Source organism: Tautonia plasticadhaerens (assembly GCF_007752535.1).
GTDB lineage: Bacteria > Planctomycetota > Planctomycetia > Isosphaerales > Isosphaeraceae > Tautonia > Tautonia plasticadhaerens.
This window is the reverse complement of record NZ_CP036426.1, coordinates 1081498-1105153: the sequence shown is the minus strand read 5'-3', so window position 1 is coordinate 1105153 and position 23656 is coordinate 1081498. Positions and strand designations below refer to the sequence as shown.

The window sequence follows — 23656 nt, the reverse complement described above, 5'->3', positions numbered from 1 at the left end:
ACTCGGGGGGGGTCGCCCCGCCGCCGGCCGGGGGGATCAGGCCGCCCGGCGTCGTCGGGCGGCGACGGCCAGCAGGCCGGAGGCGGCGCCGAGGGCCGAGAGGGCCAGGCTCGACGGCTCGGGGATCACCAGCTGCGCCGCGGCGACCCCCACTAGCCGGTGCCCGGCCGCCGTGGGATGGACGTCGTCCCAGAACAGGTACTCGTCCGGGTTCGCGACCACGTCGCCGCCGATCGGGAAGGCCGCATCCGTCGCGTTCGAGAGCCCGAAGCGGCCGGGGTCGGCGACGCTCGCCGCGGTGATCCCCTCCACGTCGAGCCGGAAGATCTCCAGGCCGAGGCTCGCCTCCAGGGCGTCGAGCCCGGCGTCGAGCGCCTGGTTGAACACGCTCGAGAGCAGGTTGAACGTCCCGGGAAGGTCCCCGCCCAGCGATCGCAGCAGCGGCGTCAGGCCGAGGGGAGGCAGGTTGGCGACCACGAAGCGGCTGCCGCCGACGCCGGCCAGCTCCGCGATCGACGAGACGAGCTCGCCGGCCCAGCCCACCGGGTCGGGCGTCACCCCCAGCAACACGCTGAGGATGTCGTTGCCCCCGCCGTTGATGACCACCAGGTCATCCGCGTCGAGCGAGCCACCCCCCAGGATGAAGGTGTCGACCTGCATCCCGACATTGTCGGCCAAGACCGGCACCAGTTCTCCCCGGAAGAAGACGGGACCCGCCCCGTCCCCCGTGCGGGCGCCTCCGTAGGCGTAGTTCGTCCCCCCCAGCAGCGAGGGGGTCGGCCTGGCCAGGCCGAGCTGATCGGCGAGCACCTCGACGAAGACCGGGCCGTTGGTGAACCGGCCGCCGGCGTAGGGCGGCGTCGGGACCGTCCCCCCCGAGCGCTCCAGGACGTTGCCGGTGTCCATCAGGCTGTCGCCGAAGGCGTAGATCGTCGTCCCGGCCCCGGCTTCCGCGGCCACGAGCCCGAGCGCGATCATCGCGGTCGCGACCGGCCGCACCGCGCCCCAAATGCGATTCAAACTCATCGGTGTACTCCTCCACCAGCTATTGGAATGGGTCGATCGGCCGGGTCGCCGTCCGGGGCTTCCCGGCCGTATCAATGCGTCATCGCGGAGGACTTATAGCAACTCGGCGTCTCCCGTGCCTAGCGGGCAGTGCCGCCGGGCGGGCCCCGCGGGGCCCGCCCGGCGGTCGGGAACGGCCCTGAGACGGCCCGAGGGGCCTCGCCGGCCCCCCGCCTCCCGGCCCCAGCGACCCGACCCGTCTGCCGGCCCGGCCCCGTCGTCGAAGGCGGACCGGCGCCAGCCCGACGCCGGCCGTCCCGACCCGGACGATCGACGTCGGTTCCGGGCCCCTCCCTAACTCCCTTACAATTGAGCCGAGACGGCCGACCCGATCGAACCAACTGCCCCGGGGTGCTCCCGAGGCCGGCGGCCTGGGACCGGTCGGCCTCCCGGCCCTCGCATCGGAGACGTGGACGTGAGCGATCACCCGCCTGAGATCCCCATCGGCATCGAGGACGTCCGGGAGGCGGCCCGGCGGCTCGAACCCTGGGCGCACCGCACCCCGGTCATGACCTGCTCGGCGATCGACCGGCGGGCCGGGGCGTCGGTCTTCCTCAAGTGCGAGAACCTCCAGCGCGTCGGCGCCTTCAAGTTCCGGGGGGCGATGAACGCCGTGCTCCAGCTCTCCGAGGAGGAGCGGCGGCGGGGGGTCGTCACCCACTCCTCGGGCAACCACGCCCAGGCGCTCGCGCTGGCCGGGCGGCTCGCCGGCGTCCCGGCCTGCGTCGTCATGCCCCGCACCGCCCCGGCGGTGAAGCGGGCCGCCACCGAGGGCTACGGCGCCCGGGTCGTCCCCTGCGAGCCGACGGTCGAGGACCGGGAGCGCACCGTCGACCGCCTGGTCGAGGAGCACGGCTACGTCCTCGTCCACCCCTTCAATGACTGGAGGGTGATCGCAGGGGCTGGCACCGCGGCGCTGGAGCTGATCGAGCAGGCCGGGCCGCTCGACGCGATCATGGCCCCCGTCGGCGGCGGCGGCCTGATGGCCGGCACCTGCCTGGCCGCCTCGGGGGCGATGCCCGAGGCCCGGCTCGTCGGGGCCGAGCCGGGCCGGGCCGACGACGCCCGGCGGTCGCTGCAGGTCGGCTCGATCCTCCCCTCCGACGACCCGAAGACCGTGGCCGACGGCCTCCGGACTTCCCTCGGCCCCCGGACCTTCGCCGTGCTCTCCCGGCACCTGGAGCGGATCGTCACCGCCGAGGAGCCGGAGATCCTGGAGGCGATGCGGTTCGTCTGGGAGCGGATGAACCTGATCGTCGAGCCTTCCTGCGCCGTCCCGGTCGCCGCCCTGCTGGTCGGGAGGGTCCCGGGGGTCGAGGGCCGTCGCGTCGGCGTCATCCTCACCGGGGGCAACGTCGACCTCGACCCCATGTTCCGCGCCCTCGCCGATCGCTGGCTGGGGGACGGCCCCTGATCGCCCCCCCGGAGGGACCGGATCCGGTCGGATTGGCGCACCCCGATTCCCGACCTAGGGTTCTCCGCGGAGGACCCCGCGAGTCGATCGGCCCGTGGGTCCGGGTCGACCCGCTCCCTCCCCCTCCCCTCGCGAAAGGGCCCTGCCGATGATCCCCCCCTGGATGCGCAGGATCGCGGCGGACGAGTCGGGGGCGACGGCGGTCGAGTACGGCGTCATGCTCGCCATGCTGATCCTCGTCACGATCGCCGGCATCGGCGCCCTCGGCGGCGCCAGCAATGCCTTCTGGCAGGGCAACCTCAATGCCATCGCCGAGGCGATCACCCCCGCCGGCGACTGACTCCGGGCAGCCCGAAGCCGCCCGGTCGTCCGGGCCCGGGTCGTCTTCCTCGACCCCCGGGGACGGGGTCCCTGCCGGATCGCCTCGATCACCGGCCTTCGGCGTGGTCGGGGATGGCCCGGGTTCGACGCGATCCCGGATCACTCCCTCCCGGTCACCCCCCGAATCCAGCCCGAGATGCGGGCGAGCGCCTCGGGGGCGAAGGTCTCCTCGATGCCGCCGTACTCCAGGGGGGCGCCGGTCTCGGCGTGCTGGAAGAGGTGGTTCAGGCCCGGCAGGACCTCGACCGACGACCGGTCGTCCCCCGCCTCCTCCAGGGCGGCCTCCACCCTCGGGGCGTTCTGCTCGGGGTCGACCTGCATGTCTTTCCCCCCGAAGATGGCGAGCACCGGGCAGTCGACCGCCCCCAGCGTCGGCGCCGGGTCGTACGACAGGAAGAAGCGGAACCAGGGGCTCCGCAACTGGTCCCCGGCCCGGGACGCGGCCTCGGCCAGCCCCCCCTGCGTCTCCTCCAGGGCCTCGCGTTGCCCCGGATCGAGGGCGTCCAGGGCGCCGGCGACGGTCTCCCGGAGTTCCTCCTCCTCGTCCCCGCCCTCCCGGCCGGATTCGACCAGCGCGATCATCCGCCCCAGCGCGTCCACCTGAGCCTTCGACGCCGATTCCGGGACGCCGGAGGCCCGGACGATCAGGTCGGCCTGCCTCAGGACGATCTCCTTGCCGGTCACCCCCGTCCCGGCCAGCAGGACGAGGAAGTCCACCTCCCCGGGGGCCCTCGTCGCGGCAATCGGGCCGACGATCCCCCCCTCGCTGTGGCCGATGATGCCGACGGCCTCGCCGTCGACCCCCGGGCGGCCCCTCAGGAACCGGACGGCCGCCAGGGCGTCGGTGGCGAAGTCCTCGGAGGTGGCCGACTCGAAGTCGCCGCCCGACCCCCCCACGCCCCGGTCGTCGAACCGGAGCACGGCGACCCCCTCCCGGGCCAGGTGGTCGGCGATGACCCAGAACGGCTTGTGCCCCAGCAGCGTCTCGTCCCGGTCCTGGGGCCCCGAGCCGCTGACCATCACGGCGGCCGGGAACGGCCCGTCCCCCTCGGGGATGGTCAGGGTCCCGGCCAGGGTGATCCCCGCCTCGGGATTCTCGAACGTCAGCTCCTCCACCCCGTACGGGAAGGGCGGCTCCGGCTGCTGGGGCCGGACCCGGGTCGAAAGTTCCTCGACCTTCTCCAGCGTCAGCGGCATCGTCATGATCGACTGCGACCACGTGCCGGAGATGCTCGACCTCTCCTCGTCGAAGGTCCCCTCGAACGTCCCGCCGATCGACTTCACCTCGAACCGGACCGTCTCCCCGTCGACCTCGACCGCCGTGACCGGGATCCCCCTCACGTCCTGGTCGAGGCTGTCGAAGGCGATCGTCCGCATCCCCGGCCGGCCCTCGTCCGGCTCGACCCGGAGCGCGACCCGGAGCGTCTGGCCCAGGGGAAGCTCGATCGGCCCCTCCCAGATGCCGAGCAGCACCTCCGGCGGGTCGACGGGGCGGGGCAGATCCTCCTCGGCGGTCCGGGTCATCGTCAGCGGGAACCCCTGGCCCCGCTGGGTGAAGGTGCCGGAGAGGGTCGTGCCGTCCTCGGAGAGCGTCCCCTCGAACCGGGCGTCGAGCGTCGGGATCTCGAACCGGAGCGTGCGGCCCTGCACCGAGATCGAGGCCACCTCCAGGCCGAAGGACCCCTGGTCCGGGCTGTCGAGGGTGGCCGACAGGGCGCCGTCCTCCCCCTGCTCGACGTGCAGCACCATCGACAACTCCGCCGGGCCGATCCGCAGGGGCCCGACCCAGTGGCCGACGCCCGGGGGCGGCCCCGGGTCCTCGGCGATCGGGCCGGACATCCCGACCATCGCCACGGCGATCAGGATCCTCGTCATGGTCCTCCCCCCCCGGTGTGACTCGGCGTGGATCGGAGCGAAGGGGCCACCCCCCGGGGGATCGGCCCGGGGGGTCTTCGTCCCGGGCCTCGGGATATTCCGGGCGTGCCGGCCCCCTTCCCCGACCCGGGCCGCCCCGGCTACCCTGGGACGCCGAGGGATTGGCACGTCGAGGGCCGGGCGATGGCGGCGGGACCGGGCGAGGACGGGATGATCGACGGCCCCCCGGGCTGGCGGCTGGCCCCCGAGGGGGCCGCCGTCTTCGAGTCGGACGGGGGGCGGGTCGCCGTGGTGGCCGACGTCCACCTCGGCTACGAGTGGGCCCGGGCCGCCGGCGGGGACGTGGTGCCGTCCCACTCGCTGGGGGAGACGCTGGCCAAGCTCGACCGCCTGCTCGGCCGGGTCGCCGTCGACCGGCTCGTCGTGGCCGGGGACCTCACCGAGTCCGCCTCGCCCTGCCCGAGGTCCGCCCGGGACGCGGAACGCCTCCGCCGACGGCTGGCCGATCGGGGGGTCGAGCTGGTCCTGATCGCCGGGAACCACGACCCCCGGCGCCTCCCCGCCCTGCCGGAGTCGATCCGGCTCGGCGGATGGACCGTCTCCCACGGGCACCGGCCGATCCGGGCCGATCGGGCCGTCTTCGGCCACCACCACCCGGCCTTGCGGGCCGGGGGGGTGACGGCCCCCTGCTTCCTCGTCGACGACCGGACGATCGCCCTGCCCGCCTTCTCCCCCAACGCCGCCGGGCTCGACGTCGGCACCGCGGCGTTGCCCCCCGCCCTGCGGCGGGCGTCGCTCCGCTGCTTCGCCGGGTCGGGCCGAGAGCTGCTCGACTTCGGCCCGCTCGGCCCGCTCCGGGCGGCACTCGCCGGCCGAGGGGCCTGACCCCCCGTCCCCCCCGATCGGACGCCGATCAGCCCCGGTCGCGCCTCCTCCGGGCCGATTCCAGGTTGCTCTGCAGGTCGAGCACCACGAGCAGCTCCGTCTGGCTCGGCCCGCCGAGGCCCAGGTTCAGCGGGCCCCCCTTGTTCAGGAAGATGCCCGGCAAGATCCCCGCGGAGAGGATCAGGGTCTTGTCCAGCGGCCAGGCGGGGATCGTCTGGTTGAGCCTCGTGTGGGCGACCTCGGGGACCTCGATGTCCATCTCCGCCGGGCCGATCTGCCGGGGCACGATCACCCGGGTCGGGTGCTTGCGGCGGACGACCGTCGCGCCCAGGTCCACCGCCAGGTCGACCGAGGTGCCGTCCTCCCTCAGCAGCGGGCTGGCCCGCAGCACCACCCCCTCCTCCACGGCCTCCACGGTCGGCTCGAAGCCGATCTGGACCTTGCTCGACCGGTCCAGGCCGCCCCGGTAGGTGATCGGGTCCTTCAGGCCGGTCTTCATGGCCAGGGTCTGGCCGTTGACGATCGGCTCCTTCCGCTCCTCGATCACCCGGAACGACTGGCTCAGGGACATCGTCGCCATCAGCCGCTCGGTGGTGCTCGGCTCCACCAGCCAGGCGTGCTGGCCCTGCGGCCCGCCCCTCCCGTCCTCCCCCAGCTTCACCGAGTCGAGCCGGGAGAACAGGTCGTAGCGCCACCTCAGGTCGGTCGCGGCGACGATCCGGACCCGCAGCGTCAGCACGTCGAACCAGGCGTCGACGAACCGCTTGTAGACCTCGTTGACCCGGCCGAGCACCTCCTCCCGGTGGAAGGCCCGGAGCTGCTTCGGCGTGACGCTGAGCACCGACAGGTCCTCGCCGTGCCAGATCCCCGACCCCGTGAACCGGAAGATCCACTCCACCAGCGCCGCCTCGGGCCGGGCCGTGTCCCTCGAGTGGGGCAGGGCCGTGTACGGGGCGATGTTGAAGATCCCCCAGCCCAGCCCGTCCTGCGTGATCTGCGACGGCGGGACGAACGGCACGTCCTCCGCCGGGTCCGCCCCCGAGGCCGCCCCGCCGCCGGGGTCGGGGGCGATCGGGTCGGCCCCGATCCCCAGGTCCGGCTCCAGCGCCGGCTCCCCCAGCGTCTCCTGCGCCGGCCGGAAGCCCGATCGGCGATCCTGCCCCCGGGCCGACCGGCCGAGCAGGCCGCCGAGCATCATCGTCCCGAACAAGGCCGTGCGGCGATCCATGCCAGGGGCCTCCTTGCCGGCTTCCGCCCCGGTCGCGACCGGGTTCCTGGGCACCCCGACCCTCCGCACCGCTCGGCACTCAACGCCGCGCGGGGTCGCCCCATCATCTCGACCCACACCATAGCGATTCGCCCCGACCGCACAAGGGCGATTCGGGGGATGGCCGCGGCCCGGGGGCCCGGGCCCGGCCGGCCGGGGTCGGGCGGCGCGGCCCCCGGCCCCGATCGCCTCCCCACCGGGGGCCGCGCCGCCCGACCCCGGCCACCCCGACGCTCCGCCTCCCGGGCCGGGCGAGATCCGCCCTCAGTCGTCCCAACCCTCCCAGGTCATCCGGAGCGTCTCCGGCAGCACCCGGCCCGCCGCCTGGTAGCCGTGGAAGCTCTCATCCGTGACGAACTCCACTTCATATCCCGATTCGGAGAGCGCCTGGTGCATCCGGTTGTTCGCCTCCCACCAGTCGCCGAACCGGTTGATCAGGTCGTTGCGCCCGTCGTGCAGGACGACCTTCGCGATCGGCTTCTTGTCCGACTCCCGGACGACCCCCGGGTAGCTCCCGCCCCCCCGGATGTCCGTGAAGCTGCCGATGTGGGAGCAGACCCGGGCGAACAGGTCCGGCCGCTCCCAGGCGACGGTGAAGGCGCAGATCCCCCCCGACGAGGCGCCGCCGATCGCCCGCGACGAAGGGTCGTCCCGCAGGTCGAACTCGGATTCGAGCCGGGGCATCACCTCCTCGGCCAGGAACGTCGCGTAGCGGTCGCTCATCGTGTCGTACTCGACGCTCCGGTTGCTCGACCCGTCGTCGTTGACCCCCGGGTTCAGCAGGGCGAGGATCGTGACCGGCATGTCGCCGTCGGCGATCAGGTTCTCGACCACCGTGCCGACGTGTTCGCGCCGGTAGGCGTCCCCGTCCTGGAAGACCATCAAGGCCGCCGGCCCCGAGCCGTCGTACGCCGCCGGGACGTAGCTCCAGCCCGTGCGGTCGTTCCCGAACACCTCGCTCCGGAAGTCGAACGGGCGGAACTCCCCGTAGGCCTGCCCCGGCCGCTCGGCCGACTCCGGCGGAGGGGCCCAGCCCGGCATCTCGACCGTCCCCCCGCCGATCCGCCCCCGACCCCGGCCCCGGCCGCTGGAGAATTCATAGTTGAATTTCTGATCGTTCGGCACCTCCAGCACCGTCGCCCAGAGCCCCGAGTCGCCGATCGGCGTCAGGTCCCTCCCCTGCTGCCTCGTCACCATCCCCTCCAGCCTCGGGGCCGGGTCGGCGTCGGCCGGCGCCTCGACGACGAACGCCACTAGTGAAGCGTCACTCGCTGATTTTCGGGTAAAATGACCCCCCTTGTCCGGCCGCATCGTGGCTCGCCGGGGGGGTTGCCATGGCAAAGAAGTACGTCCTGAAGCTGACGGCCGAAGAGCGGGCCGAGCTGGCTCGCCTGGTCCGCAAGGGCAACATCGCCGGCTGGAAGGTGCAGCGGGCTCAGGCCCTGCTCAAGTGCGACCAGGGGCCCGACGGGCCGGCCTGGCCCGACGCGAAGATCGCCGAGGCGTTCGGCGTCACGACCCGCAGCCTGGAGTCGTGGCGCAAGCGGGCCGTCGAGCACGGGCCGATGGCGCTGCTGCAGCGCAGGCCGCGGACCCCGTCGGCGGTCCCCAAACTCGGCGGCGAGAACGAGGCGCGGTTGACGGCCCTGGCCTGCTCGCAGCCGCCCAGGGGCCTGGCCCGCTGGTCGCTCCGGCTGCTGGCCGAGCGCCTGGTGGAGTTGGAGGTCGTCGCGGCGGTCTCGCACGAGACCGTCCGCCGCTCTTTGAAAAAAGCGCGCTGAAGCCGTGGCTCAGGCGGATGTGGTGCATCCCGCCGGAGCAGGACGCGGCCTTCGTCTGCCAGATGGAGCAGGTCCTGGAGGCCTACCGGCGCCCGTATGATCCGAGGCGCCCCGTCGTCTGCATGGACGAACAGCCCAAGCAGCTGATCGCCGAGGCGCGGCGGCCATCGCCGGCGGCGCCCGGACGCCCGGCCCGGGTCGACTACGAGTATGTCCGCGAGGGGACCTGCACGGTGTGGATGTTCGTCGAGCCGCTGGCCGGCTGGCGCGACGTGCGCGTGACCGAGGCGAAGACGGCCGTGGACTGGGCCCACCGGGTGCAGCGGCTGGTGGACGACCCGCGCCACGCCGAGGCCGAGCGGATCACGCTGGTCTGCGACAACCTCGTGACCCATTCGCTGGCGTCGCTGTACAAGGCGTTCGAGCCGGCCGAGGCCTTGCGGTTGGCGCGGCGACTGGAGCTGGTGCACACGCCGAAGCACGGCAGCTGGCTGAACGTCGCCGAGATCGAGCTGTCGGTGTTGACGCGGCAGTGCCTGGACCGGCGCATCGCGGTGCAGGACGAGGTGGCCGGGGAGGCCGGCGCCTGGGGCGAGCGCCGGAACGCCAAACAGGTGGGCGTCGAGTGGCACTTCACCACCGAGGACGCCCGGATCAAGCTGAGGCACCTCTACCCGAAGATTAACGAGTGACGCTTCACTAGCCCCTCCTCGGCGAGGTGGGCGCCCCGCGCCGGGTCGGCCCCCTCGGGCAGGCTCTCCCGGATGCGATCGGCCAGCGTCATCGCCACCTCGCCCTTCGGGGGCGATTTGAGCGCCTCCCGGAGTTGGCTCGGCGTGATCGGGTCGGCGGCCAGTGACGTGAGCAGCACGAGGGAGAGGATCATGGGGGCCTCGACGATGGGAGTTGATGGGTCGTCCGTCACTCACGCCGACGTCGACCGCCGGCGCATCGCGTAGTAGGCCGGCACGCCGGCCAGGATGATCCCCAGCCCGACGACCGACTCGGCGAACGTCTCCCGGAGCATGTTCGCCAGCAAGAGCCCCGCCGCCGCGAGGTAGACGATCGGCGTGACCGGGTACCCCCACGTCCGGTAGGGCCGGTGCAGGTCGGGCCGGGTCCTCCGGAGGATGAACACCGAGGCGACCGTCAGCGCGTACATGAACGTCGCCCCGAAGATCACGAACGAGAACAGCACGTCATACAGGGGCGTCTCGTTCAGCTTCGCCCAGGCCTCCCGCGCCCAGCCCGGCAGGACGCCCCCCGAGCCCGGGGCCGGGATCAGCAGGAACGTGGCCCCCGCCACCGTCAGCAGGGCGGCCCAGGCCGTCTGGGTGACGATCGCCGCCGCGGGGGTCCGGAACCGGGGATGCACCCGGCTCAGGAAGTGCGGCAGCAGGCCGTCCCGGGCCATCGCGAAGTAGGCCCTCGGGCCCGAGAGGGCGTTGCCGTTCAGGGCGATGAAGATCGAGAACATCACCACCAGGGCGATCACCCACGCCCCCGGCGCCCCGAGCAACGCCACGAAGTACGCCCCCGCCACGTTCCTCCCCCCGGGGGGCATGGCCACGTCCGAGATCGGCAGGACCAGGTGGTACGAGAGGGTCACCCCGAGGTAGAGGGCGATCAGCGTCAGGGTCCCCAGGATCGCCGCCCTCGGGATGTTCCGGCCGGGATCCTTGATCTCCTCGGCGAGCGCGGTGATGTTGATCCAGCCGTCGTACGTCCAGAGCACCCCCACCATCGCCGCCAGCATCGCCCGGCCGAGGGCCGCATTGACGTCCCCCGGCCAGACCGGATTCAGGTTCTCGACCCGGGCGGCCCCCAGCACGAACGGCAGGGGCAGCAGGATCATCGCCGCCATCGTCCCCACCTTCAGCACCGTGCCGAAGACCTGCACCCCGCCCCCCACCCGGGCCCCGATCACGTTCAACGCCGCCAGCGTCGTCATCGCCGAGATCGCCACCCCCGCCTCCCAGGCGGCCCGGGGGATGTCCCACGGCGGCGGCACGACCTCGCCGAAGTACAGGGCGAACCCCGCCGCCAGGGCCGCGACCGACCCCGACCGGATCACCAGGAACTCCGTCCAGCCGAACAGGAACCCGACGAGCTTGCCGAACGCCTCCTTCAGGTAGACGTACGGCCCCCCCGCCTGCGGCAGCATCGCCCCCAGCTCGGCCACCGTCAGCGCCCCGGCCAGGCTGAACACCCCCCCCAGGATCCAGATCAGGCCGATCACCCCGACCGCCGGCACCGCCTCCGCCACCCTCGCCGGCACGATGAAGATGCCCGAGCCGATCACCGAGCCGACGATCGCGCTGAAGGCCGTCACCGGCCCCAGCACCCTCGGCAGGGTCGTCCGGGAGTTGGTCGGCAGCAGGGCCGGATCGGCGGGGATCGCCCCGTCGGGATCGTCGCGATCGTTCATTCGTCACCGCCCTTCGCCAGCCGCTCGGCCTCGGCCATCGCCCCGGTTGCGGCGGCGATCCGATCGACGAGGACCGGCAACTGCTCATTCAAGAGTTCCTGGTCTTCCTCCTCGATCGCCTGCCGGATCCCCGGCATCGGCCAGCTCGCGTAGCCGGTCGTCAGGCCGGGGGCGTAGACCGAGTGCCTGAAGAAGGGGCGGTCGGGCAGGCCCTCGTCGATCAGGAAGGCCCGCTCGACCCGCATCAGCGCGTCGTTCACCCCGGGCAGCGTCCCGTCGGCCACCTCCTCCCGGTCGGCCAGGGCGGCGGTCGCCTCGTCGAGCGCCTCCGCCTGCTCCCGGAAGTCGAGCACGGCCGAGGCCAGCTCGGCCAGCCCCTCGAACCGGACCGCGGCCTCCTCGCCGTCCGGGGCGATCGCCTTGCGGGCGACCGTGACCCGGAGGTCATCCAGGTATTGCGCCAGGGCCTCGCCGTAGGGGGTGAAGGTGAGCGGGGCCACGTCGGCGCCGGCCGCCCGCATCAGGATCAGCGTGTAGAGCCGGGCCGCGGCGGTGTGCCGGGTGAAGCCCGGGTCGCCGAAGTTCTCCATCCAGAAGTAATCGTCGTAGATCGAGTGATAGACCCCGTACCGCCCGCCGAAGTCGACGTTCAGGGCCGGGATCCCCAGGTGGTCGACGAACGCCGTGTAGTCCGACCCCGAGCCCAAGGGGCCCAGTATCGGCGAGTACCCCGGCAACTCGGGCTCGCTCCCCGCCTCGGCCAGCCCCGGCAGCTCCAGCCGGACGGACTTCGCCCACTCCGACCGCTTCCGGTCCTCCCAGACCTCCCGCATCGAAGTGCCCGAGTCCGGGTCGACCACGTCCTCGGCGGCGTCGAGCAGCAGGTCCCGCAGCGACGGGATCCCCTCGACGTCCAGATCCGGCCCCGAGACGGCCGAGTCCACGTTCAGGACCATCAGGGCCTTCTCGTCCAGCTCCCCGGCGTGCTCGTCGGCCCATTCGGTCGAGCCGACCAGGCCGTATTCCTCGGCGTCCCAGCTCGCGTACACGAGCGTACGCCTCGGGCGCCATCCGCCCCTGTACGCCTCCCCGATCGCCCGGCACGCCTCCATCGTGGCCACCGACCCGCTGCTCGGGTCGACCGCGCCGTAGGTCCAGGCGTCCCGGTGGTTCCCCACCAGCACCCAGCGGTCGGGCTCGGCCTCCCCCTTGAGCGTGGCGATGACGTTCTGGATCGTCTTGATCTGGTACCTCGTCCCGACCTTCAGGTTCACCTCAATCGGCCCAGGCCCCGCGTGATAGGCGAGCGGCAGGCCCCCCTGCCAGCCCTCGGGGACCTCCGGCCCGGCGACCCCCCGGAGGATCGGCTCCGCCGCCTCGTAGCTGATCGGCAGCGACGGGATGGCGGCGAAGTACTCGTCCCGGTCCAGGCCGGTCTGCTCCTCCCAGCGGTCGACGTCGAATCGGGCGACCAGCGTCCCGAGATCCTCGTTCGGGTCGATGCCGCTCCGGTCGAGCCTCTCCCCGGCGACCTGATTCAGGAGACTTCCTCGCAGGAACCCCGCCCCCTCCCCTTGTGGCTCGAACCCCTCGGGGAGGTCCAGGCTCCCCGAGGGGAAACCCAGGGTCGGGTGGAACGGCAGCCGCTCGGCCCCCGCCACTGACGGCCCGTCCGGGGTCGAGGGGTCGCCCGGCCCGAGCGACAGGAACTGCACGCTCCCCCGCTGGATGGCCGAGGGGGGCCGGAACGGGCCCCTCGGGTAGACGTCGCCCCGGGCATAGCCGTCGTCGGCCGGGTCGGAGTAGAGCAGGACGCCGATCGCCCCCCGACGCTGGGAGTTCAGGACCTTCAGGCCCCGGAAGATGCCCCCGTACCGGGCCAGCACCAGCTTCCCGGCCACGTCGACGCCGACCTCGTCGAGCGTGTCGAAGTCGTCGACCGTCCCGTAGTTCGCATAGACGACCTGCCCGGTCACGTCCCCCGAGACCCCGTAGCCGTGGAAGGCGGGCCAGGCTTCGGGGCTGGCCGAGTCCTTGTCCGGCGTGTATGGGTCCTCGGTCACCTTCAGCTCGACCCGTTCCGGGCGGACGATCGTCACCGAGGGGAGGCCGTCGGGCTCGTTCAGGAGCACCTTGTACTCGGCGAACTCGGCCTCCCAGCCCCACTCCCGGAGTTTGTCCCGGACGAACACGGCCGTCTCGTAGCCCGCCTCGGTCCCGGCGACGTGGGGCTCCTCGGTCAGCCTCCGGAGCAGGCCCCGGGCCGAGTCGGGGTTGGGCACGGCCAGGGCCGTTTCCTCGGCCTCGGCCAGCGAGCCCGCCCGGGACGGCAGGACGCCGGGGGGCCGGTCGTCGCCCGGGGGGGCGGCCGCCGTCGGGCCCGGGCCCGAAATCAGGGCGGCCAGCGGGACGGCGGCGAGCAGGAGGGGGAGGCGGGGCGACGCGGCCGGCGGGTTTCGATGCATCAGGGCGCTTGCTCCGGGCCGAGGCGACTTGACAGGACGGGCCGCCCGGGGGCATCCTCAAGCGGGTCCGCCCCGGAGGCGTCTGAGCAGGATAAGGCCCCCCCCAGGCCGACGCCAGCCCCCCTCTTCACCAGCGGCGAGCCCCGCCGGCCACCCGTGCCCGATCGGGTCGAGGATCCGCGATGTCCCTGGTCCTGTCGCTCGCCATCGCGATCGGCCCGACGCCCCCGCCCCCTCCCCAGCGGGGGGCGCCGGAGGTCGAGGTCATCCACGCCCGGTTCGAGGTCGACCTGATCGGCCGGAGCCGAGCCGTCTTCGCCCTTCCCGCCGGCCCCCGGGTCATCAAACGATTCCGATGGGTCCCCGACCCCGACTCCCCGGGACCCGCCTGGAGGGCCGCCCGGCTCCGGATCGCCTGGGAGGGGGACGACCCGGAGGGGGCCGCCGTCGACCTGCCGCTCGGCCGGTTCGTGGAGCCGGTCGAGGGCCGGCGGGACGACCCCGACGGGCCGGTCCTGGCCAACGAGCGGCCGATGCCCTACCGGGAGCGGGCCCGGCTGGTCCTCGACGCCGAGGGGCCGATCCGGGGCTCGTTCCGGATCGACTCCGGACCCGTCGGACCCGCCCTCCAGGACCGGGGCTACCTCCACGCCGAGGTCGTCGGCGAGGGGGGAGGGCCGGGGCCGAATCCCCCCCCCGGGGAAATCGGCCGGGAAGGCCCGGGCGTGTCGACGCCCGCCGTGCGATACTGGTACGATCGTCGGCCCGGCCCAGCCCCCGAGGCCGCCCGGGGCCGATGACCGAGCGGGAACGCCCCGCCTCCTCACCGTCGTCCCCTCACCGTGCAGTTCCAGGCTCCGATAGGCTTCCATCGTCCGGCCGTCACGAACCGGCCGGAGGAGACCCCCAATGACGCTCTCCGTGGCGATCGGTGGTGCGAAGGGGACCTTCGCGGACCGGGTCGGGATCGAGGTGGCCCGCGTGATCGACCGCGCCTTCGGCGCCGAGGGGGAGTGGGAGGGCGTCGCCGCCCGACGCTTCGGCGAGCTGCCCCCCGACGACCTCGTGGAACTCCGGCGCCGGGCCGCCGAGGAGCTGGGGGAGGACGCCGTGCCGAACCTCTCGGCCGTCGTCGGCGAGGGGACCGGCGTCTTCCTGCCCGCCCACGTCCGGGCCGTCACGCTGCCGCTCTCCGTCGGCGGCCCGCTCCGATGCGCCAGCCTTCCGGGCCTCCGAAGCGAGCTGGCCTCCCTGGCCGCCCGGTGGGAACTCCCCCTCGACGACACCGCCCTGCTCGACCTGCTCCGGGTCGCCGAGGACCCCGTCGACGGCCCCGTCTCCGAGCCCCCCGAGGTCCTCACCTTCGCCCGGCTCGGCCTGGCCGCCAACGAGGCCGTCCGCCGGGACTGCCCCCTCTGGCTGCTGGGGTGATCCCGGGTCGCCCGGGTCGCGTCCCGAATCCCCGCAATAAGGCGGGCCCGCCCGCGAACGTGCCTGGAACCGCGAGGCCCGGCCCGATCGCATGCCCCGAGCCGCCGGGGTGGCCGGCCTCCCCCGCGGTCGACCCGAGATCGGGGATCATGCGATGCTGCACGCCGCCCAATCCGTCTTCGGGTTCGCCTTCTTCCTGCTCGTGGCGGGCACCCTCGTCCTCTCCCTCCGCTTCTCCTGGTACGTGGCCCCGGCGGCGGTCCGACGCTGGGCGGCGGAGGAGGGCTACCGCCTCGTCTCGATGCGGAGCCTCTGGCTGATCCGGCTCTCGATGTCGGTCAGCAATGCGCAGAACGCCTACCGGGTCGTCGTCCGGGACGAGGCCGGGGCGACCCGGGAGATGATCGTGATCGTCGGCGAGTTCCTCTGGCCCTGCGCCTCGGTCGAACATTGCCCGGTCCGGGTCCGCCGGGAGTCCCCCGCCGCGCCCGGCCCGAGGAAGCCGGCGATGATCGACCCGGACGGCCCGTGAGCGCCGCCGGGCCGGCTGCGATCAGAACGCGTATCGGATGCCGCAATAGGGCAGCGTCTCGCGCAGGAGCGCCTCGAACTCGGCGACGAGTTGCCGCTTCAGGCCCCGGCGGTACCGGACGTTCGTCCCCCCGGTCTCCGACACCTTCGACTCCTGGAGGTCCGGCACCCAGAGCAGTTCCTCCGCCCTCGGGTGCCAGCGCAGGTTCACCTCGTGCAGGCGGTCGTTGTGGGTCAGGAAGATGATCTCGGCGCGGAGCTGCCGCCGGGCCTTCGATCCGATCCTCGCGTCCACGTCCGAGAAGAGTTCCCGGTAGTCGTCGAGCCACCCCTCGTAGTAGACCACCGGGCTGAGGTTCAGGTGCACCTCGTACCCGGCGGCCACGAAGTCGTCGATGGCGGCGATCCGCTCGGCGATCGTCGAGGTCCTCACGTCGAGCAGCTTCGCCACCACCGGGGGCATCAGGCTGAACCGGACCCGGGTCTTGCCCCTCGGGTCGTAGTCGAGCAGCTCTCGGTTGACCGACTTGGTGGCGAACGACGCCTTGGCGTTCGGCAGGTCCCGGAACAGGGCAACCAGGTCCCGGACGTTGTCCGAGATCGCCGCGTCGACCGAGCAGTCCCCGTTCTCGCCGACGTCGTAGACCCAGAACCAGGGGTCCACCTGGTTCGGCGCCTCCTTCCTGCCGAGCCGGTCGGCGTGCCGACGGATCGCGGCGGCGATGGCGTCCACGTTCACGAACGTGGTGATCGGGTTCGCGTATCCCTTTCGCCTCGGCACGTAGCAGTACGAGCAGGCCATCGCGCAGCCGTTGGAGGCCCCCGGCGCGATGAAGTCGGCCGACCGGCCGTTGGGGCGGATCTCCATCCCCTTGCGGAGGCCCAGCACCAGGGTCGTCTTCTTGGTCCGCAGCCAGTCCTCGGCCTTCCCCTCGTTGCCGTGCAGGCCGGGGATGTTCCAGTGCGAGCGGACCACCTCGCGTCGGGCGTGGGGGAAACGACCCAGGATCTCCCGGCCCCGGGGGTGGTCGGGCACCGCCGGCTCGTGGTAGATCGTCCCCACGTCGAGCAACGCGGCCGGCCCCGGCGACGCGGTCGGCATCCCCGCCCCCTTCGTCCTTGAAGCGAAAGGGCGGCCCGACGCGATCGATCGTCATCGGGCACAAACCGGTCCGCCCGGTCGCCCTCGGCCGCCGGGCGGATTGTAGACAGGCGTCCAGCGGCCGTCGAGCCCCCCACCCGGCGGATCGGCCCGGTTCAGTCCCGGGGGCGATCGCCCCGGGCTCGGGGCCGCTCCGTCCCCCCGAGGCGGGCCCGAAGCTCGTCGGCCTGGCGTTCGCGGTCGCGCCGGATCAGGTCGGCCCCGGGCACGTCGTTGAGGATCGTGTCCGGGGTGAAGATGCCCGGGTCGGGCGGCAATTCCGGGTTGTACAGGTCCATCCGACGCCGGAGCTGCTCGCCCCGGACCTCCATCTGGAGCTGCCTCCGGGCGTTGGCCTCCATCATCGCCCGGGCGGCGGCGGGGGTCATGCCGAACGGGCCGCTCGAACCGACGGCGACCAGGCGGGCCTGGTTCGCGTAGTGCATCTGCCAGTAGACGCCGTACAGGTTGTCCGGGGTCCGATAGACCGCCGCCTGCCCCAGGCCCCGGACGGTCGCCGCCCGGTTGGTGAGCATCGACCGCATCGCGGCGTTCGTCCGGTCGAAGGACTGGTTCGCGGCGCCGATCATCGCCGAGCCGCTCCCGGCGCCCGGGGTGACGAAGTTCGAGCCCATCGCCGAGGCCCGGCCGAGCGAGGCCTGGGTCGACCCCATGTAGCGGTCGGCCCCGGTGGTGACCTGGGCCCGGGACGCCGGGGCGACCGCCGAGACGGCGGCCGACAGGGCCAGGGCGAACAATCCTGGACGCGAGGCGATCATGGCGGGCTCCTCTGGGGCGATCCGGGGGGAAATTCACCCATTCCCCCGCGTCGCAGACGACGAATGCTGCCGGCGAATTCGACACATTTTCCCGATGGCCCCCCGACGGGACGTCTGGCGCCCCGGGCCTCCCGGGTGGGCCGGCACCCGAGGGACGGGAATTCCCGAGATTCCCCAATGAACTCGGCGGGCCGATCGTAGTCTAAGGCAGCGGGGCCGGTCGAACCGGCGCCCCTCCTCACGCTCCTGTTCTTGGAGAGAATCCCGTGCGACACACCTCGAACCGCCCGGTCCCGGGCGCAGGGGGACGGTCCGTCCCCAGGTTCTCGGCGATGCCGGCCCTCGGCCTGATGATCGGACTCTTGGCGTCGGGTTGTGCCGAGCAGGCGGGCCCGCCCCGGGCGGCGCAGGTCACCGAGTCCGAGGCGGAATCCCTGGCCGTCGTCTCGGCCGACTCCTCTATCGAGCCCACCTCCGAGGCCGCCGCGTCCTCCTCCCCGAAGGCGGCTCGGGCCCAGTTCGCCTTCCAGCAGGGGGTGGGCGAGATCATGCCAGGGATGGCCGGCGGCATGGGAGGCATGGGAATGATGGGCATGGCCGGCGACGCCCAGGCCGGCGGCATGATGGGCTCGGGCATGATGGGCATGAACGGCCCGGTCGCCCCGCCCGAGCACAACACCGAGTCCTACGCCCGGATCGACGACAACCCCTTCATCCGGGCCGCCGAGGAGCCCCTCTCGACCTTCTCCGTCGACGTCGACACCGCCTCCTACGCCAACGTCCGCCGCTTCCTCGCGTCCCAGCGCATGCTGCCCCCGCCCGACGCCGTCCGGATCGAGGAGCTGATCAACTACTTCGTCTACGACTTGCAGGCCCCCTCCGAGGGCGACCCGCATCCCTTCTCGGTCGAGGTCGAGGTCACCCGGTGCCCCTGGGACGCCGACCACCGCCTCGCCCGGATCGGCGTCAAGGGCCGCGAGGTCGAGCGCGATGCCCGGGCGACGAGCAACCTCGTCTTCCTGCTCGACGTCTCCGGCTCGATGGACTCCCCCGACAAGCTCCCGCTCCTGAAGCGGGCCATGCGGCTGCTCGTCGACGAGCTGGGGGAGAACGACCGCGTGGCGATCGTCGTCTATGCCTCCTCCGAGGGCCTCGCCCTGCCCTCCACCCCCTGCGACCGGAAGGAGACGATCCTGGCCGCGCTGGAGTCGCTCCAGGCCGGGGGCTCCACCGCCGGGGGCGCCGGCATCCAGCTCGCGTATCAGGTCGCCAACGAGAACTTCATCGAGGGGGGGATCAACCGGGTGATCCTCTGCACCGACGGCGACTTCAACGTCGGCGTCAGCGACGAGGGCCAGCTCACCCGGATGATCGAGGAGAAGGCGAAGACCGGCGTGTTCCTCTCCGTCCTCGGTTTCGGCACCGGCAACCTCCAGGACTCGAAGATGGAGGCCCTGGCCGACCGCGGCAACGGCAACTACGCCTACATCGACTCGCTCGCCGAGGCCGAGAAGGTCCTGGTCGAGCAGATGGGGGGCACGCTCGTCACCATCGCCAAGGACGTGAAGATCCAGGTCGATTTCAATCCCGCACAGGTGGGCGCCTATCGCCTGATCGGCTACGAGAACCGGATGCTGGAGGCCCGGGACTTCGAGGACGACGCCAAGGACGCCGGCGAGATCGGCGCCGGCCACTCCGTCACCGCCCTTTACGAGCTGATCCCCCCCGCCCAGCTCACCGAGGACCTCCCCGCCCCCTCCGAGTCCCGGTACATCTCCCCCCCCGACCCCGCCGCAGGGCACGTCGCCAGCGACGAGCTGCTCACGGTGAACCTCCGCTACAAGGCCCCCGACGGCGACGACTCCACCCTGGTCGAGCTGCCGGTCGTCGACGCCGGCCTCGACTACACCGACGCCTCCCCCGACTTCAAGTTCGCCTCCGCCGTCGCCGCCTTTGGCATGCTCCTGAGGGGCTCCCCCCACGTCGGCGACGTCTCCCACGACGCCGTCCTCGAACTGGCCCAGGCCGGCCTCGAATTCGACCCCGGCGGCTACCGCGCCGAGTTCCTCGAACTCGCCCGGACCGCCCGGGACCTCTCCCGGGAGAACCCCTGATCGATTCGGGGCCGTTCGACGAAACCAGGGATGACGGCGAACGTCCCCGTAACCCCTCAGACGGGCGGCACCGGCGAGCGGGAATCCCCGATCAGGACCGCGCCACCGGCGCCGGGTCGAGCCGGAGCACGAGCCGATTCAACCGGGATCCGGGCATCAGTACCCGTGAACCGCCCATGACACCCTGCCCCTCCTCAAGGCGGCGGATGGCGACCTCGCTCGGCTTCCTCCCGACGGATGGCGACCGCCATCGGGCGGTTCATCGCCAACGCGGCCACGGTCGCCCTCCCCGTCGTCGTCAGCGGCACGACCACCGCCCCTTGCCATCGGAAGTGGTCGACCCAGACCTGACTCCGAGGGCTATACAGCAACACGTCCTCCCCCGTCTCGGGATCGGGTGCGGATCGCCGAGCCCCCTTTCGCAGTGAGCACGACACGCACGCCAGGGCGAGGTTGTCCGGCGCGGTCGGGCCGCCGGCGACCCGAGGCACGACGTGATCGACGTGGAACGCCGCCTCCTGACCGACCTGCGAAAGACCGCAGTACTCGCACCGATGACCGGCCCTCAGAACGACCTCATCGCGGAGCGCAGTCGGGATGTCGCTCACGACCCCGCCCGCTCGGCCCGCAGGCGAAGGAGCGTCAGCAGGTCGGCCAGGTCCACCAGCCCCTCGGCCTCGGCCCGTTCCTCGGCGGTCAGGGGATGACCGGCATCCTGGCGGTCCAGCAGGCTCCGGAGCCGGGAGGCCACGGCCGCCGGGAGTCGCAGCCGGTCCAGATCAGCCGGGAGATCGACGTCGATGGTCAGGGACATGGGGTCACCTCCGATCGAAAGCCGGTCCCCCCATCATAACCGGCCCACGATGCGGCCGCAGCGCAAACCGATCCCTCTCGCGGTGGCGACCGGAGCACGGGACGGGCCGGCCCCGCCCCGACGCCGTGTCTACGGCTCGACGCAACGGTTCATCATCCCGGTGTTCACCCCTGCCGCGCCACCATCTCGTTGATCCAGATCGGGGCGAAGGGGGAAGTGCACCCCTTGGAGACGGGGTAGTCGCGGTAGATCCCCAGGGCCTCGCCGATGGCGAGGGCGCGGCGGCGATGCTCCGGGAAATGGATGCCGATCCCGGCCAGGCAGAAGTTCATCGTCCACTGCACCTGCGGGGCGGCCCCCCCCATCTCCCGCTCGATGCGGCCCAGCAGCGCCCCCAGGTCGAGCCCGTCCGGGCTCCTGGAGATCCGCTCGGAGGTGAGGGCCCACCCCGCCCGGGCGGCCCAGGGATCCGCATCGGCCATCCACTCCTGTCGAAGCGATTCCTTGTCGGGATGCTTCTTGACGACAGAGGAGATGAGCCAGTCCGCCACCTGCGCGAAGTCGAGGGACCGCACCATCCGGTCCATCTCGCCGCGCGAGAGCGTCTTCGGCGAGATCAGGAGGATGGCCAGCAGCCGGGCGTCGACGTTCCCGGTCTCCCAGAGGGCGAGGGCCAGCCCCTGGTCGGCCTTGATCTGCTTGGCGAGCGTCCGGATGTCGCCGAGCCGGACGCCGAACTGGTTGTCCCCCGCCCCATGCCTGGTGTTCTGCGCCCGCATCCTTTCGTTGCCGAGCGCCTCGAGCCGCGCGAGCGATTCGTCGAGTGTCATGGTCCGACGTCCCCTCCGTGTTCTCGAAACCCGGCAGAACGCCCCGGCGGGCGGCCGGGGCGAGGTCCGGCCTCAGGGGTGTTCGCCCGCCAGCAGCGCCTGGAGCCGGTCGAGCACCTGCTCGTTCGCGGCCCCGACCAGGGTTCGCATCCTCGAGGCGACCTCGGGGCCCTCGAACTCCTGGACCCACTCCAGATGGGTCTGGTCGCCCCGGCCGGTCAGCGTCACGGTGAGCATGTACCACGGTTTGACGACGTGCTCAATCACGATCCTGGACTCGGTCCGGATCTCCCGGAAGACGCACTCGTTGGGGTAGTCGGCGCCGTTCGGGCCGTGCATGACGAAGGCCCAACGCCCGCCCTCCTCGAACTCGAACCGCTCGAACGTGTTCGAGAAGTCCTTCGGGCCCCACCACCGGGCGAGCCGGTCTGGTTCCTGGAACGCGGCGAAGACCGCGCCCGGTCGGGCCGAGACGACCCGCTCGGTGCGGACCGAGGCGCCCGGGTTGCTCTCCTGCGACATCGGCAACTCCCCCGAGGGATCGGATCTCGCGCCGGTCCTCGGCCGGACCCCGGGCCCCGCCGGCGACGGCCCGGACCGCAGGATCCGGGCCCTCACCCACCGGCACCCGAACCGTAGCAGCCATCGCCCGCCGGTGCCACCCCGCCGCCGACCGCGAACCGGGCCGATCCGAGGCGACACTCCCCGCCCGGGCCCGGGACGAGTTGAAACTGAGTCTCAGTGCTGCTAGGGTGGTCCTTCCCTGAGTCAGTCCAGTCCCCGCCCCGGCCGGGCGACCCCGTCCCCGGCCGACCGCCGCCCGCCCCCGCCGAAGGAGCCAGACATGCCCGGCCCCCACGGGCCCCGGAGCCGATCCCGGGGCTTCACGCTGATCGAGTTGCTCGTCGTGATCGCCATCATCGGCGTCCTCATCGCCCTGCTCCTGCCGGCCGTCCAGAGCGCCCGAGAGGCCGCGAGACGCGCCCAGTGCACGAACAACCTGAAGCAGATCGGCATCGCGATGCACAACTACGCCGACACCCACGGCGGCCTGCCCCCCACGGCCTTCGCCAAGGGCCCGAGCGGCAGCTTCCCGCCGGCGGCCCGCCAACCGAACCTGGAGCAATTCGGCGGCTGGGGCGTGCAGATCCTCGGCTTCATCGAGCAGCCCCAGGTCTACCACGCCTACAACTTCGACTGGGGCTTCCACATGGACCCCAACCAGACCGCCGTCCGCACCGTGATGTCGGTCTACCTCTGTCCGTCGACCCCGGACTCGGGCACGACGGTCCCGGGCGTCGTGCGCTTCTCCGGCAACAGCGGGACGCCCGACCCGCAGCTCTCGGCCGCGCCGGGCGACTACTTCACCGCCCGCTCCTACGTCGACCCCTGGTACACCGACCCCCGCATCGAGCACAACGGGGCGCTCGACTCGAGCAAACACACGCCGTTCGCCAGGATCCGGGACGGCCTGTCGAACACGATGCTCGCCTACGAGTGCGCCGGCAAGCCCGACTACTACGTGGAGAACCGGCTCGTCCGCCCCAACGACCCGACGACCGCCTGGTTCAGCCACGGCGCCTGGGCCGGGTTCATGAACATGCGGATCGTCAGCTTCATCGGCGGCGAGTACGAGTACGACGGCCCCTGCGTCATCAACTGCCACAACGGCTGGAACGCCGTCTACTCGTTCCACCCCGGCGGGGTGAACATGCTCGCCTGCGACGGCTCGGTCCGCTTCATCAAGGAGACCGCCGCCAAGTCGGTCATCAAGAGTTACGTCAGCCGGGCCGAGGGGGAGGTCATCAGTGCCGACCAACTCTGAGGCCGAGGGGGTCGCGGATCCGCGACACCCGGCCGGCGGCCCCCGGACCGGCCGCCGGCGGGCCGGGGCGGCGACCCTCGCCGCCCCGGCCGTCCTCCTGCTCATGCTGCCGGCCTGCGGCGACGACGGACGCGTCCCGCTCTACCGGGCCGAGGGGCGGGTCGAGGTCGGGGGAGAGCCGGCCGAGGGGGTCCAGGTGGTGCTCCACCCGGCCGACCGGCCCGGCGACCTCGACTCCCTCCGGCCGAGGGGGACGACCGGGCCCGACGGCTCCTTCGAGTTGGGTACGTTCGAGCCGGGCGACGGCGCCCCGGCCGGGCGATACGTCGCCACCCTGTTCTGGCCCGACGTGCCCCCGGGGCCGACCCCGCCGAATGACCTGCTCGGCGGCCGGCACGCCGACCCGGCGGCCTCCGGCCTCGAGGTGACGATCCCGGAGGGGCCGACCGAGCTGGAGCCGTTCCGGGTCGAGGACGCCCCCCGGGCACCGACGCGGAGGCAGCCGCCGACGGCCCCCGACGTCGACGGCATGGCGGGACCCGGGGGCTGATCTCGGCGTCAATCGGGCCGGTGACGGGCATCAAGCAAGGACCTCGGATCCGGGCGGCCGCGACGGCCCCCGGCCATCGA

The 23656-nt window shown here is 72.6% G+C and carries 22 protein-coding genes and 1 pseudogene; 10 read left to right on the top strand and 13 right to left on the bottom strand.

All coding sequences use genetic code 11. The features are described 5' to 3' along the window. Nucleotides 1-36: 36 nt before the first annotated feature. On the bottom strand, nucleotides 37-1026 hold the full coding sequence (locus tag ElP_RS04185) for an SGNH/GDSL hydrolase family protein (protein ID WP_145267434.1): 990 nt from the start codon (nucleotides 1024-1026) through the stop codon (nucleotides 37-39). A 454-nt stretch (nucleotides 1027-1480) separates the two neighbouring features. On the opposite strand from ElP_RS04185, the gene ElP_RS04180 reads away from it, so the two are divergent. Together ElP_RS04180 and ElP_RS04175 are read left to right on the top strand one after the other, a co-directional pair. Beyond that, nucleotides 1481-2479, top strand: a complete 999-nt coding sequence (locus ElP_RS04180) for a pyridoxal-phosphate dependent enzyme (protein WP_231749479.1) — start codon at nucleotides 1481-1483, stop codon at nucleotides 2477-2479. A 163-nt stretch (nucleotides 2480-2642) separates the two neighbouring features. Beyond that, the gene (locus ElP_RS04175; RefSeq protein WP_145267433.1) at nucleotides 2643-2819 is read left to right on the top strand and encodes a Flp family type IVb pilin; all 177 of its coding nucleotides are present in this window, start codon (nucleotides 2643-2645) and stop codon (nucleotides 2817-2819) included. 140 nt (nucleotides 2820-2959) lie between these two features. Here the strand turns inward: ElP_RS04175 and ElP_RS04170 are convergent, their stop codons facing one another. Further along, on the bottom strand, nucleotides 2960-4735 hold the full coding sequence (locus ElP_RS04170) for an alpha/beta hydrolase family protein (RefSeq protein WP_145267432.1): 1776 nt from the start codon (nucleotides 4733-4735) through the stop codon (nucleotides 2960-2962). Between the two features lie 183 nt (nucleotides 4736-4918). On the opposite strand from ElP_RS04170, the gene ElP_RS04165 reads away from it, so the two are divergent. Continuing rightward, nucleotides 4919-5620: a metallophosphoesterase gene (locus ElP_RS04165; RefSeq protein ID WP_145278212.1), complete on the top strand. Its 702-nt coding sequence runs from the start codon at nucleotides 4919-4921 to the stop codon at nucleotides 5618-5620. Nucleotides 5621-5648: 28 nt separating this feature from the next. On the opposite strand, the gene ElP_RS04160 is transcribed toward ElP_RS04165, so the two are convergent. After that, nucleotides 5649-6848, bottom strand: coding sequence for a hypothetical protein (locus ElP_RS04160; protein WP_145267431.1), 1200 nt, complete (start codon nucleotides 6846-6848; stop codon nucleotides 5649-5651). A 303-nt stretch (nucleotides 6849-7151) separates the two neighbouring features. Then, nucleotides 7152-8141, bottom strand: a complete 990-nt coding sequence (locus ElP_RS04155; RefSeq protein WP_197446699.1) for an alpha/beta hydrolase — start codon at nucleotides 8139-8141, stop codon at nucleotides 7152-7154. A gap of 80 nt (nucleotides 8142-8221) precedes the next feature. On the opposite strand from ElP_RS04155, the gene ElP_RS04150 reads away from it, so the two are divergent. Beyond that, nucleotides 8222-9360 (top strand): IS630 family transposase gene (locus ElP_RS04150; protein ID WP_145267429.1). Its coding sequence is split into 2 segments (ribosomal slippage): nucleotides 8222-8660 and nucleotides 8660-9360, totalling 1140 coding nucleotides; the frame shifts between segments, so codons are not numbered across the junction. On the opposite strand, the gene ElP_RS04145 is transcribed toward ElP_RS04150, so the two are convergent. The 3 genes from ElP_RS04145 to ElP_RS04135 are packed head-to-tail and all read right to left on the bottom strand — an operon-like array spanning nucleotide 9339 to nucleotide 13561. Continuing rightward, nucleotides 9339-9554 (bottom strand): hypothetical protein, encoded by a 216-nt coding sequence (locus ElP_RS04145; RefSeq protein ID WP_145267428.1) that lies wholly within the window; start codon nucleotides 9552-9554, stop codon nucleotides 9339-9341. The genes ElP_RS04150 and ElP_RS04145 overlap by 22 nt on opposite strands. Before the next feature lie 39 nt (nucleotides 9555-9593). Then, on the bottom strand, nucleotides 9594-11096 hold the full coding sequence (locus ElP_RS04140) for an APC family permease (RefSeq protein WP_231749477.1): 1503 nt from the start codon (nucleotides 11094-11096) through the stop codon (nucleotides 9594-9596). Continuing rightward, entirely contained in the window at nucleotides 11093-13561 is a 2469-nt protein-coding gene (locus ElP_RS04135; RefSeq protein ID WP_197446698.1) for a M28 family metallopeptidase, read from the bottom strand. The genes ElP_RS04140 and ElP_RS04135 overlap by 4 nt, the downstream gene beginning before the upstream one ends. Nucleotides 13562-13743: 182 nt before the next feature. Here ElP_RS04135 and ElP_RS04130 point away from each other — a divergent pair, with 182 nt between their 5' ends. From ElP_RS04130 to ElP_RS04120, 3 genes are all read left to right on the top strand, one after another. Beyond that, nucleotides 13744-14361, top strand: coding sequence for a hypothetical protein (locus ElP_RS04130; RefSeq protein ID WP_145267427.1), 618 nt, complete (start codon nucleotides 13744-13746; stop codon nucleotides 14359-14361). Nucleotides 14362-14470: 109 nt separating this feature from the next. After that, on the top strand, nucleotides 14471-14992 hold the full coding sequence (locus ElP_RS04125) for a hypothetical protein (protein ID WP_145267426.1): 522 nt from the start codon (nucleotides 14471-14473) through the stop codon (nucleotides 14990-14992). 154 nt (nucleotides 14993-15146) lie between these two features. Continuing rightward, the gene (locus ElP_RS04120; protein WP_145267425.1) at nucleotides 15147-15524 is read left to right on the top strand and encodes a hypothetical protein; all 378 of its coding nucleotides are present in this window, start codon (nucleotides 15147-15149) and stop codon (nucleotides 15522-15524) included. 21 nt (nucleotides 15525-15545) lie between these two features. Here ElP_RS04120 and ElP_RS04115 read toward each other — a convergent pair whose 3' ends face one another. Both ElP_RS04115 and ElP_RS04110 read right to left on the bottom strand, forming a co-directional pair. Then, on the bottom strand, nucleotides 15546-16625 hold the full coding sequence (locus ElP_RS04115) for a spore photoproduct lyase family protein (protein WP_145267424.1): 1080 nt from the start codon (nucleotides 16623-16625) through the stop codon (nucleotides 15546-15548). Between the two features lie 155 nt (nucleotides 16626-16780). After that, on the bottom strand, nucleotides 16781-17443 hold the full coding sequence (locus ElP_RS04110; protein ID WP_145267423.1) for a hypothetical protein: 663 nt from the start codon (nucleotides 17441-17443) through the stop codon (nucleotides 16781-16783). A gap of 266 nt (nucleotides 17444-17709) precedes the next feature. Between ElP_RS04110 and ElP_RS04105 the strand changes: the two genes are divergently transcribed. Then, nucleotides 17710-19557 carry a vWA domain-containing protein gene (locus ElP_RS04105; protein ID WP_231749475.1) on the top strand — a complete coding sequence of 616 codons (1848 nt, stop codon included), beginning with the start codon at nucleotides 17710-17712 and terminating at the stop codon, nucleotides 19555-19557. A gap of 419 nt (nucleotides 19558-19976) precedes the next feature. On the opposite strand, the pseudogene ElP_RS41055 reads toward ElP_RS04105, so the two are convergent. From ElP_RS41055 to ElP_RS04085, 4 genes and pseudogenes are all read right to left on the bottom strand, one after another. Next, nucleotides 19977-20165 (bottom strand): annotated as a pseudogene (locus ElP_RS41055) (HNH endonuclease); the annotation flags it as partial. Continuing rightward, the gene (locus ElP_RS04095) at nucleotides 20162-20371 is read right to left on the bottom strand and encodes a hypothetical protein (RefSeq protein ID WP_197446697.1); all 210 of its coding nucleotides are present in this window, start codon (nucleotides 20369-20371) and stop codon (nucleotides 20162-20164) included. The pseudogene ElP_RS41055 and the gene ElP_RS04095, both read right to left, overlap by 4 nt. A gap of 164 nt (nucleotides 20372-20535) precedes the next feature. Next, nucleotides 20536-21201, bottom strand: a complete 666-nt coding sequence (locus ElP_RS04090) for a DNA alkylation repair protein (protein WP_145267421.1) — start codon at nucleotides 21199-21201, stop codon at nucleotides 20536-20538. A 72-nt stretch (nucleotides 21202-21273) separates the two neighbouring features. After that, nucleotides 21274-21723: an SRPBCC domain-containing protein gene (locus ElP_RS04085; protein ID WP_145267420.1), complete on the bottom strand. Its 450-nt coding sequence runs from the start codon at nucleotides 21721-21723 to the stop codon at nucleotides 21274-21276. 322 nt (nucleotides 21724-22045) lie between these two features. Between ElP_RS04085 and ElP_RS04080 the strand changes: the two genes are divergently transcribed. Then, entirely contained in the window at nucleotides 22046-23026 is a 981-nt protein-coding gene (locus tag ElP_RS04080; protein ID WP_145267419.1) for a DUF1559 domain-containing protein, read from the top strand. Next, on the top strand, nucleotides 23010-23576 hold the full coding sequence (locus ElP_RS04075) for a transthyretin-like family protein (protein ID WP_145267418.1): 567 nt from the start codon (nucleotides 23010-23012) through the stop codon (nucleotides 23574-23576). Before ElP_RS04080 ends, ElP_RS04075 begins: the two co-directional genes overlap by 17 nt. The last annotated feature ends 80 nt before the right edge of the window (nucleotides 23577-23656 follow it).

Coding starts and splice junctions, on each gene's coding strand:
- ElP_RS04085 (WP_145267420.1), bottom strand. CDS start 21,723: ATGTCGCAGGAGAGCAACCCGGGCGCCTCGGTCCGCACCGAGCGGGTC.
- ElP_RS04110 (WP_145267423.1), bottom strand. CDS start 17,443: ATGATCGCCTCGCGTCCAGGATTGTTCGCCCTGGCCCTGTCGGCCGCC.
- ElP_RS04080 (WP_145267419.1), top strand. CDS start 22,046: ATGCCCGGCCCCCACGGGCCCCGGAGCCGATCCCGGGGCTTCACGCTG.
- ElP_RS04095 (WP_197446697.1), bottom strand. CDS start 20,371: ATGTCCCTGACCATCGACGTCGATCTCCCGGCTGATCTGGACCGGCTG.
- ElP_RS04185 (WP_145267434.1), bottom strand. CDS start 1,026: ATGAGTTTGAATCGCATTTGGGGCGCGGTGCGGCCGGTCGCGACCGCG.
- ElP_RS04145 (WP_145267428.1), bottom strand. CDS start 9,554: ATGATCCTCTCCCTCGTGCTGCTCACGTCACTGGCCGCCGACCCGATC.
- ElP_RS04175 (WP_145267433.1), top strand. CDS start 2,643: ATGCGCAGGATCGCGGCGGACGAGTCGGGGGCGACGGCGGTCGAGTAC.
- ElP_RS04140 (WP_231749477.1), bottom strand. CDS start 11,096: ATGAACGATCGCGACGATCCCGACGGGGCGATCCCCGCCGATCCGGCC.
- ElP_RS04165 (WP_145278212.1), top strand. CDS start 4,919: ATGGCGGCGGGACCGGGCGAGGACGGGATGATCGACGGCCCCCCGGGC.
- ElP_RS04125 (WP_145267426.1), top strand. CDS start 14,471: ATGACGCTCTCCGTGGCGATCGGTGGTGCGAAGGGGACCTTCGCGGAC.
- ElP_RS04115 (WP_145267424.1), bottom strand. CDS start 16,625: ATGCCGACCGCGTCGCCGGGGCCGGCCGCGTTGCTCGACGTGGGGACG.
- ElP_RS04135 (WP_197446698.1), bottom strand. CDS start 13,561: ATGCATCGAAACCCGCCGGCCGCGTCGCCCCGCCTCCCCCTCCTGCTC.
- ElP_RS04160 (WP_145267431.1), bottom strand. CDS start 6,848: ATGGATCGCCGCACGGCCTTGTTCGGGACGATGATGCTCGGCGGCCTG.
- ElP_RS04120 (WP_145267425.1), top strand. CDS start 15,147: ATGCTGCACGCCGCCCAATCCGTCTTCGGGTTCGCCTTCTTCCTGCTC.
- ElP_RS04170 (WP_145267432.1), bottom strand. CDS start 4,735: ATGACGAGGATCCTGATCGCCGTGGCGATGGTCGGGATGTCCGGCCCG.
- ElP_RS04130 (WP_145267427.1), top strand. CDS start 13,744: ATGTCCCTGGTCCTGTCGCTCGCCATCGCGATCGGCCCGACGCCCCCG.
- ElP_RS04090 (WP_145267421.1), bottom strand. CDS start 21,201: ATGACACTCGACGAATCGCTCGCGCGGCTCGAGGCGCTCGGCAACGAA.